Here is a 17,675-nt window from a genome sequence, read left to right as displayed (position 1 = left end):
GCCACACACCCGGCGCGGTGAGTCGAATCGCGAGGATATGCGGTGCCGCGGTGATCGCCGTGGCGACCGTGTCGTTGATAGGAGGATGCATGTCCGTACCCGCCGTGAGCGGCCCCCACCCACGGACCCCGGGCACCCCCAGAAGACCATCACCCAACTGCTCACCCAATGGGCCGACCTCACCAACGCCGCCATCGCCGCCACCGGCGACACCCAGAACTGGTACCGCGGCGCGATCATCGAACAGAAGCCCTGGGACCCCGCCGCCGAAGATGTGCACTTAGGGCCATGCGGAACCGTGGGGTCGAAAACGGCTCACCAGGTACGGGCCATGGTCCAGCACGCCGCGTTCGAGCCCGACCCGCACCCGATCGCGGACAAACTCACCGCCTACTGGAAAAGCCAAGGCTTCACCGTCACCAGAACCGTCGACTGGACCGACCCCACCGGCGAGCAATCCGTCCTCCTCCGCGCCACGCGTCCCGACGGCGTCTACTACGGGCTCGACGCCTCCACCGGCCTCGTCGCCATCGACGTTTCCACCGAATGCTCGGCCCACCCCTCCATCCAGGCCTGGGCGCGCGAGGGGTCGTTGCGCGACCTGAACGCGCCGACACCGACGCCCACCCCGTCGACAAACCTCGGCGAGGGCGCAGCCGACGCACCGACCCAAGCCGCCCCAGCGGCGACCAGCGACCCGACAGACCCGTTCCGCGAATTCCACGACGACGCCGGAAACCACGCTGCACCCGCGGCAGCCAACGACTCGACGGACCTCTTCCGCGAATTCCACGAGGACACCGCGGACCCCGACACTCCCGCGGCGGCCAACGATTCGACGGACCTGTTCCGCGAGTTCCACGACGACGCGGACAACGACAGCTCTCCCCCGACGACGGACCGACCCGCGAACGAATACAACTGGATGTGGTGACCGTCGATCCCCTCCGACGTACACGCGAAACCCAATCCGGTACACCCCGGCACTCCCACAGGACGGCGCGTGGCAGTTCGCCGCCGAACTCGACGGCACCCACGCCACCCGGGCCGGGAAGCTGCCGTATGTGGGGGTGGTCGCCCACTCCTACGGCACCACCACGACCGCGAACGCCCTCACCCACACGAAGTACCCGGTGGACTCGTACACGATGCTAGGCTCTGCCGGGATCGACACCACCACCGTCCACGCCTTCACCGACCTTCACGTGAAGACGACCGACGGGGCGGCAGCTATTTACACCACGGCGGCGCAACTCGACTTCCTTGCTCCATTCGGCTCGGCCATGGGAGGCCGGGCAGAACCCAACCCGGAAGCGGCGCAGTCCCCGGAGCGTGGGCGGCACCGACGGTGGGATGGCTGAACCCGCCCAAAACCATGGACGGCGCCCAATCGTTCTCCTCCGAAGGAACAACCCTCCCCAACGGCGACACGTTGAAGCAGACCAAGGGCCACAGCCCTCTCGGGGAGCACCACGACGGGTTCAACCCCTCAACGGGTACGCCCCCGAAGGCTACGGCTACCTCGACCAGGGCACCGAGGCGCTCTACAACGCCGCACTCACCACCACCGGCCAACCCGGCGAAGTCGTCGGCGGATTGAAGCCCACCCGATGAGCCACACACCCGGCGCGGTGAGTCGAATCGCGAGAATCTGCGGTGTCACGGTGATCGCCGTGGCGACCGTGTCGTTGATAGGAGGATGCATGTCCGTACCCGCCCTGAGCGGCCCCCACCCACGGACCCCGGGCACCCCCAGAAGACCATCACCCAACTGCTCACCCAATGGGCCGACCTCACCAACGCCGCCATCGCCGCCACCGGCGACACCCAGAACTGGTACCGCGGCGCGATCATCGAACAGAAGCCCTGGGACCCCGCCGCCGAAGATGTGCACCTCGGGCCATGCGGAACCGTGGGGTCGAAAACGGCTCACCAGGTACGGGCCATGGTCCAGCACGCCGCGTTCGAGCCCGACCCGCACCCGATCGCGGACAAACTCACCGCCTACTGGAAAAGCCAAGGCTTCACCGTCACCAGAACCGTCGACTGGACTTCGCCGTCGGGCCGTAGGGACATCTCCATCCGCGCCACGCGTCCCGACGGCGTCTACTACGGACTCGCCGCCACCCATGACCTCGTCGCCATCGACGTTTCCACCGAATGCTCGGCCCACCCCTCCATCGACGACTGGGCCGAGGAGGGAGTACAGAAGCGGCTGGACCACCTGCTCACACCCACGCCCACCCCGTCGACAAACCTCGGAGAGGGCGCAGCCGACGCACCGACCCACGCTGCCCCTGCGGCGACCAGCGACCCGACAGACCCGTTCCGCGAATTCCACGACGACGCCGGAAACCACGCTGCACCCGCGGCAGCCAACGACTCGACAGACCTGTTCCGCGAGTTCCACGACGACGCGGACAACGACAGCTCTCCCCCGACGACGGACCGACCCGCGAACGAATACAACTGGATGTGGTGACCGTCGATCCCCCTCCGACGAGCACGCGAAACCCAACCTGGCGGTTCACGAGCGAGCTGGGCGGCACCCACGCCACCCGCGCCGGGAACCTGCCCCGTGGCTGTGCTCGCCCACTCCTACGGAACCACCACGGCGGCGAGCGCATTACCCGCACCAAGTACCCGGTGGACTCGTTCACGATGCTCCACTCGACCGGTTGCTGACATGCGGTCTGACGCTTCCTTCCGACGTGCACGCAGCCCGCGCTCGCATCGCCACACCGAAGGCACACGCACACCTGGCCCTCCGCGACGGAGACCGAGACCGGCGACGCTACTTGAGCGACTTCTGCATGAGCACGGTGCCGAGCCAGCGGTCGAACTTGTAGCCGACGCGGCCCATCCGGCCGATCTCGGTGAAGCCGAAGTTCTCGTGCATCTTGATGGACGCCTCTGCGCCCTTGTCGGCGATGACCGCGATCATCTCCTTGAGCCCGGCGGCCTTCGACCGGTCGATCAGCTCCTGCATCAGCACCGGTCCGAGCCCTTTGCCGGTGGATGCGGCCCCCAGGTATATGGAGTTCTCGACCGTGAACCGGTACGCCCGCTTCTGCTTCCACGGCGAGACCAGCGCGTAGCCGAGGATCTGCCCGCTGGGCGACTCGGCGACGATGAACGGCATCCCGAGCTTCTTGAGGTACGCGTACTTGCTCTTCCACTCGCGGAGCGTCATCGCATCCTCGTCGAAGGTGACGGTGCTGTTCGCGACGTAGTGGTTGTAGATCTCGCGGATGTGCGGGAGGTCCTCCGGCCGCGCCTCGCGCAGCGAGTACTCGAACGGCGCCTCCGCCGGCTGCTCCTTGCGCAGGTGGCGGGGCAGCACGCGGCGCTCCTGGTATTCCTCTTCCAGCACGCGACCAGCCTACGTCGCCCGTATTGCCGTCGCGTTACGGATTGAGGGTCCAGTCCACGGGCTTCTCCCCCAGCTGCTCGAGCAGCGTGTTCGTCCGCGAGAACGGCTTCGAGCCGAAGAAGCCGCGCGACGCCGACAGGGGGCTCGGATGTGCGGACTCGATCACCGGATTCCCGTCGAGCAGAGGCTTCAACGTCGACGCGTCCCGGCCCCACAGGATGGAGACGAACGGCCGCCCCCGGGCCACGAGCGAGCGGATGGCGTGCTCGGTGACGGGCTCCCACCCTTTGCCGCGGTGCGAGGCCGGCTCACCGGGGCGCACGGTGAGGACGCGGTTCAGCAGCATGACCCCGCTCGCGGCCCAGGCGCTCAGGTCGCCGTGCGGCGGCGGGACGATGCCGAGATCGTCGCGCAGTTCGCGGTAGATGTTCTGGAGGCTCCGCGGCAGCGGGCGCACGTGGCGCTCGACGGCGAACGACAGGCCGATGGGATGCCCGGGGGTCGGGTACGGGTCCTGGCCGACGATGAGCACACGGACGTCCGCGAGCGGCGCGCGGAAGGCCCGCAGCACCGCGTTCCCCGCGGGCAGGTAGGGCCGGCCGGCCGCCACCTCGGCTCGGAGGAAGGCGCCCATGTCGGCGATCCGGTCGGCCACGGGTTCGAGCGCCTGCGCCCATCCCGGATCCATCGAGCCGTCGGCGGCGAGCTCCCTCAGGGTCTTCGCCACGGCGGTCAGTGGGTCGCGGCGGTCACCGGCGGGAGGGCGGACCACGGGAAGGTGATCCACCGGTCGGTGCGGCGCCAGACGAAGTCGGGCTCGAGGACGGTGCGCGGCTTGGAGTAGAGGCACACCGTGCGCACGTCGGCCCCGGAGGCGGCGATCAGATCGACGACCATCGCGAGCGTGCGTCCGGAGTCGGAGACGTCGTCCACCAGCAGCACCCGCTTCGCGTCCAGGGCCGCGGAGTCGAGCATCGGCGGCAGGACGACCGGCTCGGGCAGGCGCGTGTCGACGCCCGTGTAGAACTCGACGTTCAGCGCGCCGCAGGCCTTGATGCCCAGCGCGTAGGAGATCGCGCCGGCGAGCAGCAGACCGCCGCGGGCGATGGCGACCACCATGTCCGGCTCGAATCCGGACTCGACCACCTCGCCGGCGAGATGGCGTGCCGCCTCGCCGAACTCCAGCCACCCGAGGACCTCCCGTTCCGTCTCCTGAAGGACGTCTGCTCCGGAATCGTCGAGTTCGCTGGCCATCCATCTACCGTACCGGGGCCGCCCGGGTGTTAGCATCCGCGCATGACATCGGAGAGGACGTCGACCCAGAGCCGGGCGACCGTCGCAATCGGGGCCACCGCCGCCCTGATCGGCTGGCTGGCGCTGGTGGAGCTGACGAGCGGCATCCTGCAGGGCTACTACGTGCCGCTGATCTCCGACATCGTGAAGCACCTCGGCATCCACGACGCCGACTACAACTGGTTCGAGGCCGCCCAGCTGCTCGTCTCCGCCCTCGTCGTCCCCGTGCTCGCGAAGCTCGGCGACATGTTCGGACACAAGCGCATCCTCCTCGTCGCGACAGCGCTCACGGCGCTGTCGACCTGGGCGCTCGCCTTCGCCGGCGACTTCGTCAGCTTCCTGCTGGCGTTCGCCCTGCAGGGCTTCTATGTGGTCTGGCTTCCGCTGGAGGTGGCGCTGATCTTCGACCGCGGCCGCCGCACCGGGACGGCGGCGTCGCGCACCCGGCGGGCGGCCGGCCTGCTCGTCGTCGCACTGGAGGCCGGAGCCATCCTCGGCGCCGTCGGCGCGGGGCTGCTGTTCGAGGCGCTGGGCGGGAACGTCGCGCTGACCCTGATCGTGCCGGCGGTCGCCGTGACGCTCGTGTTCTTCGCCATCCTGTTCGGGGTGCCCGAGTCCGAGCCGGCGCCGGGCGAGCGGACCCTCGACGGGATCGGGTTCTCGCTCCTCGCGCTCGGCCTGCTGCTGATCACCTCCGGGCTGACCTTCCTGCGGCTGAACGGCGTCGGCACGTGGTGGGTCTGGGCGCTCATCCTGCTCGGCGTGCTCGCCTTCATCCCGTTCGCCCGGTGGGAGCTGCGTCAGGCGGACCCGGCGATCGACCTCCGGGTGCTCCGGCGGCCGGCGATGTGGCCGGTGCAGCTGACGGCAGGCCTCATCGGGATCAGCCTGCTGGGCGCGCAGGCGCCGCTCAGCACGTACGCGGGCACGGATCCGGCGAACGGCTACGGGCTGGGGCTGTCGGCCGGCCAGCGCAGCATCCTGATCGGCGCCTATCTGATCTCGATGATCGTCGGCGCGCTGCTCTTCCCGGTCGTCTCATCGTGGCTGAGCCCGCGCGTGACCCTGATCGGGGCGTCGTTCCTCGTCGCGATCGGGTACCTGCTGTTCCTCCCGTTCCACCTGCAGACGTGGGAGGTGTTCATGAACATGGCCCTGGCCGGCATCGGCTCGGGCGCGCTCGTGGGCGCCCTCCCTGCTGCCGCGGCCGCCGCCGCCCCGCGCGGGCAGACCGGCGTCGCCACGGCGCTGACGAACACCACCAAGACGGTGGGCGGCTCCTTCGCTTCTGCGGTGTTCGGCGTCGTGCTGCTCACCGGCGCCGCGACGGTCACCGCCACGGCCGCCAGCCTCTTCGGCTACATGATCGTGTGGACCATCTGCGGCCTCGGCGCGCTCGTCGCCGCGGTGCTCCTCTTCTTCGTCCCGCGACTCGCGTTCGCGGACACCGAACCCGCCTTGGAGTGACCATGTCCGAGCAGCTCCCTCCCCCGTCGCCGACGCCCTCACCCGCTTCCTCCTCGAGCAGCGCCGCCGAGCCCCCGGGCTGGTGAGCCGCGCGGTGGTCACCGGTTCCGCGGCCGCGGGCGACTGGCATCCCGGCGTCAGCGACATCGACGTCGTCTTCGTGGTCACCCGCGACCCGGTGGACGACCTCCCCGCGCTGGCCGAGCTGCACGCCGCTTCCGACCCGCACATCGACGGCGTCTACCTGACCGAGTCGGAGATCGCTCGCGGCCCTGACGTGATCGAGACCGCGCCGCAGGTGGTGGAGGGCGTGCTCGTCTCTCAGCTGGCCGGTGCGCAGCTGAGCTGGCTCACCTGGCGTGAGCTGGAGTCGGGCGTGCAGGGCGTCGTGGACGGCGGCGACGTCATCTGGACGCCCGTCTCCGACCGCCACCCGCGCGCGGCCGAGGGCGTCGTGGAGTTCTCGCGCGAGAACCTGCGCGGCTACTGGCAGGACGTCGGCGACGGCGTCGAGCGGGAGCTGTCGGAGCGGCCGGACGACGGACCGGTGCGCGCCGAGACGGTCCGCTGGGTCGCCTTCGGCCCGATCCGCATGGCCGCCACGCTCGAGACCGGCGAGGTGCTGTCGAAGACGGCCGCCGCGTCCTTCGCCGCGGAGCGCTGGCCCGAGCACGCCGACCTGCTCGACCGGGTGGTGCGCGACCGCGCCGGCGAACGGCAGGAGTTCACTGCGCAGGACGGGCGCGAGGCCGTGGCGCTGCTGCGCAAGTGCGTGGCGGCGGCGGAGGGCTGATCAGCCGGCGTCGTCGCTCCGGCTGGAAGGCTGGTCCGTGCCGTCGGGGCGCTGTTCGCGGTGGCGGAGGTGCTGAGTGCGGTCGTTCAGGTAGCTGACGATGGTCGCGCTCGCGGTGCCGACGATGGCGATCCCGCCCATCATCAGGATGACCGCGAGCACCCGCCCGGGAACCGTCACCGGGTAGTAGTCGCCGTACCCGACCGTCGCCATCGTGACGCACGCCCACCAGATGGAGTCGCCGAAGCTCTTGATGTTCGCCCCGTCGGCGTAGCGCTCCACGCGGAACTCGGCGAGCGCGATCACGTAGATGAACATGATGATGCTCACTCCGGCGATGATGACCACCCGGCGGCGGAGGTGCGCCGCCGTGTTGCCGCGCAGCGCCGGCACCCGGCGCAGCCCGGTGAGCAGCCGGAACGGCCGGACCAGCGGGATGAACACCGAGAACAGGTCGATCAGCGAGTGCCGGACGAAGTTCAGCTTGTGTTCGGCGAGGACGAGCCGCACCACGTAGTCGAGCAGGAAGAACGCCCACACCGAGACGAGCACCACGACCAGCGTGGTGTGAAGTTGCGCGGTCGGCCGGTCGTCGAGGATGTTCCACGAGTACGCGATGAGGAACGCGAACGACGCCAGCATCGTGGGCCAGCCTGTGGCCCGCTCCCAGCGCTCCCGCTTGACGTCGTCCGCGATCCTCATCGGCGTCAGTCCCCGCTCTTCACCCTCAGCTCGCCCTTGTGGAGGCGGTAGGGCGCGGCCTGCGCGACCGGCTTGACGACGATCAGGTCGAGGTCGACGTGCCGCGGAAGGGTCAGCGCGTGGACGATGGTCCCGGCCACATCCTCGGCGGAGAGCGGCTCGGGCACATCCTCGTAGACCGCGTCGCGGCGGGCCTGGTCGCCGCCGAACCGCACCAGCGAGAACTCTTCGGTCGCCACCATCCCCGGCGCCACCTCGACCACGCGGATGGGCTCGCCGTTCAGCTCGAGCCGGAGCACCTCCGTGAGCGCGTGCTCGGCGAATTTCGCCGCGTTGTACCCGCCGCCGCCGACGTACGCGGTGAGGCCGGCGATGGAGGTCACCACGGCGATGTCGGCGTGGCCGGACGCGGCGGCGCCCTCCCGCAGCAGCGGCAGCAGCGCCGAGATCACGCGCTTGGTCGCGATGACGTTGATCTCGTACATCCACACCCAGTCGTCGATGCTCGACGACTCCACCGAGTCCAGCCCGTGAGCGCCGCCCGCGTTGTTCACCAGCGCGTGGATGCCGCCGGTCGCCGCCAGGTGGTCGCGCAGCGCATCGACGTCGTCCTGCTTGGTCAGGTCGGCCGCGACGTACTCCGCGCCGGTCTCCTCGGCGAGCGCGCGGAGGCGGTGCTCGCGCCGGGCGACCGCGAGCACGTCCCAGCCCTCCTCGCGGAAGGCGCGGACCGTCGCCGCCCCGATGCCCGAACTCGCTCCCGTCACGACCACGCGTCTGCTCATGATGCTCATTGTCCAGGGTTACGGCGTGTTTCGGATACGTTGCCCGCGCGGGGCGGCGCGTCTAGCCTGCAGGGGATGGCGGCAGCCGACCGCCCAGCAGACCTCGCGCTCCCGCGCCCGAAGCACCCGAAGGAGAGACGCCATGACCGACGCCGCCGAATGGCAGTTCGAGACCAAGCAGATCCACGCCGGAGCCGCACCCGACCCGGTGACCAACGCGCGCGCCACGCCGATCTACCAGACCACGTCGTACGTGTTCAACAACGCCGAGCACGCGAAGAACCTGTTCGCGCTGGCCGAGTTCGGCAACATCTACACGCGCATCCAGAACCCCACCCAGGCCGTCGTCGAGGAGCGGGTCGCCGCTCTCGAAGGGGGCACCGGCGCCCTCCTCGTCGCGTCCGGCCAGGCGGCCGAGACCTTCGCCGTGCTGAACATCGCGCAGGCGGGCGACCACATCGTGTCGTCCAGCTCGATCTACGGCGGCACGTACAACCTGTTCAAGTACACGCTGGCGAAGCTCGGCATCGAGACCACGTTCGTCGAGAACCAGGACGACGCCGAGGAGTGGCGCCGCGCGGTCCGCCCGAACACCAAGCTGTTCTTCGCCGAGACCATCGGCAACCCGAAGATCAACATCCTCGACATCGCGCTCGTGGCCGACATCGCGCACGAGGCCGGCGTGCCGCTGATCGTGGACAACACGATCGCGACGCCGTACCTCATCCGCCCGTTCGAGCACGGCGCCGACATCGTCGTGCACTCGGCCACCAAGTTCCTCGGCGGCCACGGCACCGTGATCGGCGGCGTCATCGTCGACGGCGGGAAGTTCGAGTGGTCGAAGAACGTCGAGAAGTTCCCGGGGCTCACCGAGCCGGACCCGTCGTACCACGGCGCCAGCTACACGACGGCGGTCGGCGACGGCCTCGCCTACATCATCAAGGCGCGCGTGCAGCTGCTCCGCGACCTCGGAGCGGCGATTGCGCCGGCGAGCGCCTGGCAGCTCATCCAGGGCATCGAGACCCTCTCCCTCCGCGTCGAGCGCCACACCCAGAACGCGCAGGAGATCGCCGAGTTCCTGGAGGCGCACCCCGACGTCGCCTCGGTGAACTACTCCGGCCTGCCGACGAGCCCGTGGTACGCGGCCGCCAACCGGTACGCCCCCAAGGGCGTCGGCGCGGTGCTTTCGTTCGAGCTCAAGGGCGGTGTGGATGCGGGCGCGGCGCTCGTGGACAACCTGTCGCTGTTCAGCCACCTGGCGAACATCGGCGACGTCCGCAGCCTCGTCATCCACCCGGCCTCGACCACGCACTCGCAGCTGACGCCGGAGCAGCAGCTGACCGCCGGCGTGACCCCGGGTCTGGTGCGCCTCTCGGTCGGCCTGGAGAACATCGACGACCTCAAGGCGGACCTCACCGCCGGCCTCGCCGCCGCCCGCTCGGTCGCGGAGGCCGCTCGCGCGTAACCCGCCACCATCGAGTACGTGAAGACTGCACGCGGAACCCGCTTCCGCGTGCAGTTTTCGCGTACTCGGGGCGGGGCGCCCGGATGAGCGCGGCGTAACACAGCGCTGCTGAGGCACGCGCTCGGGAAGAATGGTGCGCATGGAGTGGCAGACATCCGCCGACACGGCGCCGTCGAGTTTCATCACGGAGGCCCAGGCGCGGACGCTGCTCGGCAAGCCGCCGGCGAGCGGCGCCTGGAAGGAGTCCGACGCCCCGGGCGACCGTGAGTTCGCAGGCATCGGCGCATTCTCCTTCGAGAGCGGCGAGAGCCTCCCGTTCGTCCGCGTGGCCTACGAGACCTGGGGTGATCTGTCTCCGGAGCGCGACAACGCCGTCCTGGTGCTGCACGCCCTCACCGGCGACTCGCACGCGGTCGGTCCGGCCGGTCCCGGCCACCGCACCGCCGGCTGGTGGCAGGCCATCATCGGCCCCGGCAAGGCGATCGACACCGACCGCTGGTTCGTCGTCGTCCCGAACATGCTCGGCGGATGCCAGGGCACGACGGGTCCCGCCTCCCTCGCCCCGGACGGCGCCGAGTGGGGCGCCCGCTTCCCGTTCACGAGCATCCGCGACCAGGTGAACGCCCAGGCCGCGTTCGCCGACACGATCGGCATCCACCGCTGGGCGGCCGTCGTCGGCGGCTCGATGGGCGGCATGCAGGCGCTGGAGTGGGGCGTGTCCTTCCCGGATCGGGTCGAGCGCCTCGCGGTCATCGCCGCTCCGCCGCACTCCACCGCCGACCAGATCGCGCTGAACTCCGTGCAGATCGAGGCCGTCCGCACCGACCCGCTGTTCCGCGGCGGCCAGTACTACGACGCGGACGACGGCGACGGCCCGCACCGGGGGCTGGCGCTCGCGCGGCGCATGGCGCTCCTCAACTACCGCAGCCCGTCCGAACTCAACGTGCGGTTCGAGCGCGCCTGGCAGAGCGGCATCAGCCCGCTCGGAGGCGGCGGCCGGTTCGCCGTCGAGTCGTACCTCGACTTCCACGGCAACAAGTTCACGCGCCGCTTCGACGCCAACAGCTACATCACGCTGGTGGAGGCGATGAACTCCCACGACGTCGGCCGCGGCCGGGGCGGGCTCGCCGCCGCGCTCTCGCGCGTCACCGCGCGGACCCTGGTGGTCGGCATCGACAGCGACCGGCTCTTCCCCGTCGAGGGACAGGAGCAGATCGCCTACCATGTTCCGGACACGCTGGACGGTAGAGTGCCAGTGGTGATCCGGTCGGACTTCGGCCACGACGGGTTCCTGATCGAAGACGACGCGGTCAGCGCACAGCTGAGGCGGTTGTTCGCGGAGTGACGGAGGGTGGAGGGCATGTCGCGCATCCAGAAGGAGCGTGATCGTCTCCTCGCCTCGACGGCCCGCACCGTCGGGCTCACCGCCACGGCGACCGCGCTGCTCTGCCTCAGCGTGCCGGGCTCGCTGCCGCTGCCGCTGTACCTCGCCTCCCTGGTGCTCGTGGCCTGCCTCGGCTACGCGCAGTGGCAGCTCACGACGCTGCTCCGACTGACGATGTGGATGTGCGTCATCGCGGTCGCGGGCGTCGCGCTCATCCTCATCCACCTGCTCCCGGGCACCCCGCTCGGCCCGTCGGCCGTGAGCGCCGTCGGCGTCATCGGAGCGGCCGCCGTGGCGTGCATCTGCGTGCTCTGCGTCACCTCCCGCTCCCGCGTGCTGCTCCTCGTCATCTCCGCCGTGGCGACGCTGGCGGCCCTCGTCGGCACGCTCGGGATGACCGGCTCGCGCATGACCGAGGCCCTCGTCTTCACCGTGACCGGCTGGGTCGCCCTGACGGCGACCGGGATCTGGCTCTCGCGCACCGTCCCGCGCACGCTGAAGCGCATCTCGACGATGAGCCGGGCCTACCGCGTCGAGCGCCAGGCCAGCGAGACGGAGGCGCGCCGCCGGCAGAGCGCGCGGCTGCTCCACGACACGGTGCTCGCGACGCTCACCCTCCTGGCGCACTCCGGCGTCGGCGTCAGCCACGGCGCCCTCCGCGAGCAGGCGGCCGAGGATGCGGCCCTGCTCCGGCAGCTACGGCTCGGCTTCACCCCCGACCCGGCACGGTCGGGCGACTACAAGCTCAAACCGGTGGAGGAGTCCACCCTCGGCAAGACGCTCGAGTCGGTCAAGCAGCGCTTCCGCCGCATGGGGCTGGAGGTCAACTGGCACGGCGCCGGCCAGGTGCTGCTCCCCTCGGATGTGCTCGACGCCTTCCTGCTCGCGCTCGGCGAATGCCTGGAGAACGTGCGCCGTCACTCCGGCGTGAACGAGGCCCACGTGACCATCACGGACGACGAGACGAACGTCCGCGCGATGGTCACCGACGCGGGGAAGGGCTTCGACGTGGAGACGATCGACACCGGGCGCCTGGGGTTCACCGAGTCGATCGTGGCGCGGCTGCGCGATGTCGGCGGGAACGCCCGCCTGTTCTCGTCGCCCGGCAGCGGGACGACCGTTGTGCTGGAGGTGCCGAAGTGACGACCCTCGACGAGCGCACGGTGCCGCGCAACCCGATCGCCCGGGGGCCGCCGGTGACGAGCGGGATGCGCTCGGCCGCGCCCGCCTCGACCTGGGCTTCAACGTGGCCTCCGTCGCGCTCATCGCCTTCCTGCTCGTGCTCTTCGCGCTCAACGTGCCCGAGTACCACCTGATCGGGCTGACGGTCGCCGCCTGGGCCCTGATCGCGCTGAGCCTGGTGGCGGCGCTGGTGCTCCGCTTCCGCCTGCCGAACGAGCTGCCACTCTGGCTGTTCCTGAGCGGTCTCGCCATCTGGTCCGGGGCCGTCGCCCTGGACATCGCCGGAACCTGGCCGATCGGCGGGTCCGTCATCCCGCTGACCGCCGCGGCCGCGGTGGGCCCCGCCCTGCTGCTCTGCGCCCCGGTCCGTCCCGCGCGCGACATCGTCCTGGCAACCACCGTCCTCGGCGCGGTGCTCGCGGTGACCGTGGTCTGGCGCGCGCTGCCCGACCTGCAGCTGCTCGGGCCGGGATTCGTCACGGTCGCGATCGCCGTCGCGCCGCCGCTGGTCGGCGTGCAGATCGTCCGGTCGCTGCGCACCCTCGTGCAGCTCGAGCTCGACCTGGTTCAGGTGCAGAGCACCGTCGTCTCCCCCGGCTACGCCATCGGGATGCTGGCCTCCGAGGAGCTCGCACGCCTCGACCTGGCCGCCGAGCGGCTGCTCGACGGTGTCGCCACCGGGCGCACGTCGCTGCCCCTCGACGAGGACACGGCGGACGCGGCGGCCAGTATCGCCACCGAGTTGCGGCTCCACCTCATCCAGGGCCGCAAGGAGACGTGGCTCTACCACGCGGTCACCGAGTCGGCGCTGCTCGGGCCCTCGGTGACGCTCACCGACCCGGATGGCCTCGCCGCGGGCCTCAACCGCGACCAGCGCGATGGCCTCCTGACCGCCGTCTGGCTGCTCATCAGCGACCCCGTGCGGACGGGCGCCGGCCAGCCGCGCACGCTCACGCTGGACCTCTCGCGCCCGGTCGGGACGTATCCGCGCACCGCCAATCCGGGGGCCACGATGTCGATCGTGATCACGACGAGCGGTGTGCCGCGAAACGGGGTAGACCCCGCGGCATGGCAAGCTATCCGTAAAGTGGGGCGCTACGTCGAGTCGTTCTCCGGAGCGGCGCTCACCATCGAGATCACGACGGTGCGCGACACTTCCGCGGAACTGGGCTGACCCAGCCGCTCCGGGAGAGAGAAAGGCACGCCATGGGCGAGGAACCGCCGATCCGCATCGCGATCGTCGACGACCACAAGATGCTCCTCGGGGCGCTGACGGAATGGATCCGCAGTGCCGCGGACGACATCCGGATGGTGGCCGCCGTCGCGAGCTGGCCCGAGCTGCTGACGCACCCCGAGTTCCCGGTCGACGTCGTGCTGCTCGACCTCGATCTGAAGGACAACATCCCGATCTCGCTCAAGCTCTCGACGCTGAAGACGACCGGCGTGGCGACGGTGCTCATGAGCACGTACTCGGAGCCGGCCGTCGTGCGCGAGGCTCTCGCCGCCGGCGCCATGGGCTACCTGGTGAAGAGCGAGGATGCGGAGATGATCGTCGAGGCGATCCGCGCCGCCCGCAAGGGCGAGTCGTTCATCTCGGCCGAACTCGACCTGGCGCTCAACGCCGGCGAGATCGGCGGCGCCCCGAAGCTGAGCGCGCAGGAGCGCCGCGTCATGGCGCTGTACGGAGCGGGCGAGCCGGTCAAGGCGGTCGCCTTCCAGCTGGGGATCTCCGACGAGACGGCGAAGAGCTACCTCAAGCGCATCCGCGAGAAGTACCGGGTCGCGGGTTATGACGTCGGCACGAAGGTCGCTCTGCGCAAGCGCGCCATCCAGGACGGCATCCTCCTCCAGAACGACTGACGCGCCGGAACGACTGACGCGCCGGGCCTCCGCCCGCCATCGAGTACGCGAAGACTGCACGTTTCCCCGCCGGGAGCGTGCAGTCTTCGCGTACTCGGCGGTGGGGCCAGCCGAAGGTGGGATCAGTCGATGGGGACCGGCGCCGGGCGCTGGGCGTGCACCACGCCGGTGTCGACGCCGCGGCGCTCGCGCGAGCGGTCGATCGAGAACGACAGCAGCGCGAGGGCGACGCCGGCGACGGCCAGAACCGCGCCGACGACGATGGGCGACAGGTACCCGAACCCGGCGGCGATCGTCAGGCCGCCCAGCGCCGCTCCGGTGGCGTTCGCGATGTTCAGGGCCGAATGGTTGAGCGCCGCGGCGATCGACTGGCTGTCGTGCGCGACATCCATCAGCCGGGTCTGGATGGTCGGCGACAGTGCCGCGCACGCGCCCGACACCACGAACACCGACATCACGAGCCCGACGATGGTGGATGCAGTCAGCCACAGCGCCGCAAGGCCCACCAGGAGCACGGCGAAGAACAACAGCATGCTGTTCTTGACGCTGTGGTCGGCCGCCCGGCCGCCGAGCAGGTTGCCCACCGTCATGCCGAGACCCGCGACGATGAGCACGAGAGGAACGGTCGCCTCCGGCATCCCGGTCACCGTGGTGACGATCGGCGCGATGTACGTGTAGACCGCGAAGAAGCCGCCGAAACCGATCGCACCGATGAGCAGCGCCAGCCACACCTGCAGCCGCGTGAACGCCCGCAGCTCGTTGCGCATGGTCGCCTTCGCGTCGCCGGCCTGCCACGGCACGAGGAGAGCGACCGCGACGAAGGTCAGCGCGAAGATGGCCGCGACCACGAGGTACGCCACCCGCCACCCGCTGTGCTGCCCGAGCCAGGTGATCGACGGCACACCGATCACGTTCGCGATCGTCAGCCCGGAGAGGACGAATGCGACCCCGCGCCCGCGCTTGCCCGGTCCCATCAGGGAGGCTGCGACCAGGGAGGCGATACCGAAGTAGGCGCCGTGCGGCAGCGCCGAGACGAAGCGCGCGAGCATCACCAGCTGGAAGGTCGGAGCCAGGGCCGAGGCGATCGTGCCGACCGTGAATGCGACGAGCAGCCAGAGCAGCAGCTTCTTGCGCGGCCAGCGCGCGGCGAGGGCGGCGATGGTCGGAGCGCCGACCACCACCCCCAGGGCGTAGGCCGAGATGACCCACCCCGCCTGTGCGTTGGCGGCGGTCGACGACACGGCGTAGAGCTGCGGCAGCAGGTCGTGCGCGATGTTGGGCAGCAAGCCCATCGCGACGAACTCGGTGGAGCCGATGCCGAAGCCGCCCAGGGCCAGCGCCAGCAGGGCAAGACGAATACGGGCCGACGACAGCTTCGTCGGCCCGTCAAGAAGCGGGGTCACCCGCCCAGCCTATATCGAATCGTTTCGACCCGCGGCCACCGCCGCGGTCCGCTGCTCCTCGAAGAACTCCGCCACATCCACATCCCGCGTCTCCTCCGGGGGTGTGACACCCGTGCGGATGGCGCCGACGACGGCGACGATCACGCAGCCGAGCAGAACTCCGCCGACCAGAACGGCGACGACGACGAGGAGGGGCCCGAAGTAGACGAACAGCCCGAACGCAGCCCAGATCCAGGAGGTGTAGTCCACGTCAGTCCCCCGCTCCAGCGCCGCCTCGAGCCGCTGCACCTTGCCGTCGAGCTCGCCGGTGTAGCCGGGGCGGATGTCCGCCTTCAGCACCAGGGACACGCGCGTGCCGAACCGGCCGACGGCCTCGGTGGCGCGCCGGACGACGTCGAACACCTCGTCCCACTCCCCCTCGATGGTCGTGAACATCGCGTCCGTGTGATTCGGGAGCCCCGACTCGCGCACGACGCGCACGGCCGCGGCGACGGCGTCGTGCACCGACGCGTCCGCCCCTCACCGCCGCTCGGGGCCACAGAGAACGCCACCAGCATGATTCCTCCTTCGGAAGGACGGACAGTGCACCTCGATCATGTCACCGATCCCGTGCCCGTGGCCGGGTCAGCGCGGATCGCCGCCGACCGGTTCCGCGTGCGCGCCGGGCTCCGAACGGAAGGGCCAGGCGTGGGCCGGCACCAGATCGCCGGCCGCCTCCTGGCGGTGCCGACGGCGCCAGAGCGCCACGGTGGTCCACCCGAGGATGACGAAGTACATGAGGTTCCGCAGGGTCAGCACGGCGACCATGACCGGCTGCGGCACGCCGAGCAGCAGGTCGTAGAGGAACGGATAGAACACCTGCGTCAGCCCGGCGGTCGCGAGCACCAGGATGGCCGGCGTGCGGAAACCGCGGCCCTGGTAGGCGAGACCGATGACGACGGGCGCGGCCAGCCACACGACGTACTGCGGCGACCCCACCTTGTTGAACGCGATGAAGGCGGTCACCAACGCGAGCGACAGCTCCGGCAGGATGCGCGTGTACGGCGTGCCGCGCCGGAGCGCCCGCACCCCGATCAGCGTCACGACCACGGCGGTCAGGGCGAAGAGGGGGTTCATGAGGCTGCCGGCCACGCCCGTCCCGTGACCGCTGACCTGGAACGTCAGCAGGTTGCGGTCGTAGTAGACCTCGGCCCCCGGAACGTGGAACGCCGCCTGCCACATCCAGATGGAGCTGACCGGCGCCTCGATCTGCAGGCCCCGGTCCGTCTGCATGGTGATGAAGCTCAGGATGTGCCACCCGGCGCCGAAGATGAGCGGCACCGCCGCGATCACGACCGACGTCGCAACGGCGACGAGCACGATGTGCCAGCGCGAGCGCAGCGCCACGACCGCGGCGAGGAGGATGGCGGCCGGCCACACCTTGATCCACGTCGCGATGGTGAGCACCACGACGGCCGCCCGCTCGTGCAGGGTCAGCCAGAGGAGCCCGACGATGGCGAGCGAAGCGGAGACGGCGTCGAGCCGGCCGACGGCGATCGGCCCGAGGAGCAGCAGGAACGCCAGCCACCACCAGGCCGCGACCAGGCGGCGCGGCTCGCGCCCGACGATGAGCACGGCGAAGGCGGCGGCGTTGAGCAGCATCACCATGTTGAGCCACGCCCAGACGTAACCGTCCGCGCCGAACAGCAGCGGGAGCATGATCGGCACGATCGCGCCGAACGGGTACACCCAGTCGGAGTTCACCCCGACGATCTGCGTGCCCTGCGCGGCCAGCTGCGCCCACGGCTTGTAGACGAGGAAGACGTCGCCGAGGCCCTTGCCGTCGATGAGCGCGAGCCCGCTGATGAAGAGGTGGACCGCGAGGAAGCCGATCCACAGCGACAGCGGGCTGTGGAGGATGCGGGACAGTGTGCCCGGCTCCGGATGCGGGGTCGCCGGGGCACGCAACGGTGCCGCTTCCATCCCCAT

Annotated in this window: 17 protein-coding genes and 1 pseudogene; 10 read left to right on the top strand and 8 right to left on the bottom strand. The window is 70.3% G+C overall.

From position 1 onward, the window contains the following. Nucleotides 1-85: 85 nt before the first annotated feature. The 3 genes from ACQ86M_RS02155 (at nt 86) to ACQ86M_RS02145 (ending at nt 2,482) form a co-directional block, all read left to right on the top strand. Nucleotides 86-934, top strand: coding sequence for a hypothetical protein (locus ACQ86M_RS02155; protein WP_431246883.1), 849 nt, complete (start codon nt 86-88; stop codon nt 932-934). Next, complete coding sequence (locus ACQ86M_RS02150; RefSeq protein WP_431247840.1) at nt 834-1,361, top strand: alpha/beta hydrolase; 528 nt, start codon at nt 834-836, stop codon at nt 1,359-1,361. The genes ACQ86M_RS02155 and ACQ86M_RS02150 overlap by 101 nt, the downstream gene beginning before the upstream one ends. 338 nt (nt 1,362-1,699) lie before the next feature. Next, nucleotides 1,700-2,482 carry a hypothetical protein gene (locus tag ACQ86M_RS02145; protein WP_431246882.1) on the top strand — a complete coding sequence of 261 codons (783 nt, stop codon included), beginning with the start codon at nt 1,700-1,702 and terminating at the stop codon, nt 2,480-2,482. Between the two features lie 312 nt (nt 2,483-2,794). Here the strand turns inward: ACQ86M_RS02145 and ACQ86M_RS02140 are convergent, their stop codons facing one another. The 3 genes from ACQ86M_RS02140 to ACQ86M_RS02130 are packed head-to-tail and all read right to left on the bottom strand — an operon-like array spanning nt 2,795 to nt 4,627. Further along, entirely contained in the window at nt 2,795-3,373 is a 579-nt protein-coding gene (locus tag ACQ86M_RS02140) for a GNAT family N-acetyltransferase (protein ID WP_431246881.1), read from the bottom strand. Between the two features lie 34 nt (nt 3,374-3,407). After that, the gene (locus ACQ86M_RS02135) at nt 3,408-4,100 is read right to left on the bottom strand and encodes a uracil-DNA glycosylase (protein WP_431246880.1); all 693 of its coding nucleotides are present in this window, start codon (nt 4,098-4,100) and stop codon (nt 3,408-3,410) included. Between the two features lie 5 nt (nt 4,101-4,105). Next, nucleotides 4,106-4,627, bottom strand: coding sequence for a phosphoribosyltransferase (locus ACQ86M_RS02130; RefSeq protein ID WP_431220521.1), 522 nt, complete (start codon nt 4,625-4,627; stop codon nt 4,106-4,108). Nucleotides 4,628-4,669: 42 nt separating this feature from the next. On the opposite strand from ACQ86M_RS02130, the gene ACQ86M_RS02125 reads away from it, so the two are divergent. Further along, nucleotides 4,670-6,133: an MFS transporter gene (locus ACQ86M_RS02125; RefSeq protein WP_431220520.1), complete on the top strand. Its 1,464-nt coding sequence runs from the start codon at nt 4,670-4,672 to the stop codon at nt 6,131-6,133. Between the two features lie 82 nt (nt 6,134-6,215). Next, complete coding sequence (locus ACQ86M_RS02120; RefSeq protein WP_431220519.1) at nt 6,216-6,926, top strand: aminoglycoside adenylyltransferase domain-containing protein; 711 nt, start codon at nt 6,216-6,218, stop codon at nt 6,924-6,926. Here ACQ86M_RS02120 and ACQ86M_RS02115 read toward each other — a convergent pair whose 3' ends face one another. Beyond that, the gene (locus tag ACQ86M_RS02115; RefSeq protein ID WP_431220518.1) at nt 6,927-7,628 is read right to left on the bottom strand and encodes a potassium channel family protein; all 702 of its coding nucleotides are present in this window, start codon (nt 7,626-7,628) and stop codon (nt 6,927-6,929) included. A gap of 5 nt (nt 7,629-7,633) precedes the next feature. Next, nucleotides 7,634-8,413 (bottom strand): SDR family oxidoreductase, encoded by a 780-nt coding sequence (locus tag ACQ86M_RS02110; protein ID WP_431246879.1) that lies wholly within the window; start codon nt 8,411-8,413, stop codon nt 7,634-7,636. 142 nt (nt 8,414-8,555) lie between these two features. Here ACQ86M_RS02110 and ACQ86M_RS02105 point away from each other — a divergent pair, with 142 nt between their 5' ends. The 5 genes from ACQ86M_RS02105 to ACQ86M_RS02085 all read left to right on the top strand — a co-directional run bounded on the left by ACQ86M_RS02105 (nt 8,556) and on the right by ACQ86M_RS02085 (nt 14,304). After that, nucleotides 8,556-9,878: a bifunctional o-acetylhomoserine/o-acetylserine sulfhydrylase gene (locus tag ACQ86M_RS02105; RefSeq protein ID WP_431220516.1), complete on the top strand. Its 1,323-nt coding sequence runs from the start codon at nt 8,556-8,558 to the stop codon at nt 9,876-9,878. 139 nt (nt 9,879-10,017) lie between these two features. Next, the gene (metX, locus tag ACQ86M_RS02100) at nt 10,018-11,223 is read left to right on the top strand and encodes a homoserine O-acetyltransferase MetX (RefSeq protein WP_431246878.1); all 1,206 of its coding nucleotides are present in this window, start codon (nt 10,018-10,020) and stop codon (nt 11,221-11,223) included. Nucleotides 11,224-11,238: 15 nt separating this feature from the next. Further along, nucleotides 11,239-12,405 (top strand): sensor histidine kinase, encoded by a 1,167-nt coding sequence (locus ACQ86M_RS02095; protein WP_431220514.1) that lies wholly within the window; start codon nt 11,239-11,241, stop codon nt 12,403-12,405. A 103-nt stretch (nt 12,406-12,508) separates the two neighbouring features. Then, nucleotides 12,509-13,618, top strand: a complete 1,110-nt coding sequence (locus ACQ86M_RS02090; RefSeq protein ID WP_431246877.1) for a hypothetical protein — start codon at nt 12,509-12,511, stop codon at nt 13,616-13,618. Between the two features lie 32 nt (nt 13,619-13,650). After that, complete coding sequence (locus ACQ86M_RS02085) at nt 13,651-14,304, top strand: response regulator (protein WP_431220512.1); 654 nt, start codon at nt 13,651-13,653, stop codon at nt 14,302-14,304. A 122-nt stretch (nt 14,305-14,426) separates the two neighbouring features. On the opposite strand, the gene ACQ86M_RS02080 is transcribed toward ACQ86M_RS02085, so the two are convergent. The 3 genes and pseudogenes from ACQ86M_RS02080 to ACQ86M_RS02070 form a co-directional block, all read right to left on the bottom strand. Continuing rightward, nucleotides 14,427-15,707, bottom strand: a complete 1,281-nt coding sequence (locus tag ACQ86M_RS02080; protein WP_431246876.1) for an MFS transporter — start codon at nt 15,705-15,707, stop codon at nt 14,427-14,429. Nucleotides 15,708-15,968: 261 nt separating this feature from the next. Further along, nucleotides 15,969-16,264 (bottom strand): annotated as a pseudogene (locus ACQ86M_RS02075) (thiamine-binding protein); the annotation flags it as partial. A 67-nt stretch (nt 16,265-16,331) separates the two neighbouring features. Then, the gene (locus ACQ86M_RS02070) at nt 16,332-17,669 is read right to left on the bottom strand and encodes a glycosyltransferase 87 family protein (RefSeq protein WP_431246875.1); all 1,338 of its coding nucleotides are present in this window, start codon (nt 17,667-17,669) and stop codon (nt 16,332-16,334) included. Nucleotides 17,670-17,675: the final 6 nt, after the last annotated feature.

This window comes from Leifsonia xyli subsp. cynodontis (genome assembly GCF_050632205.1).
Lineage (GTDB): Bacteria > Actinomycetota > Actinomycetes > Actinomycetales > Microbacteriaceae > Leifsonia > Leifsonia xyli_D.
Note: the sequence above shows the minus strand (reverse complement) of the source record. Positions and strands in the feature narration are given on the sequence as shown.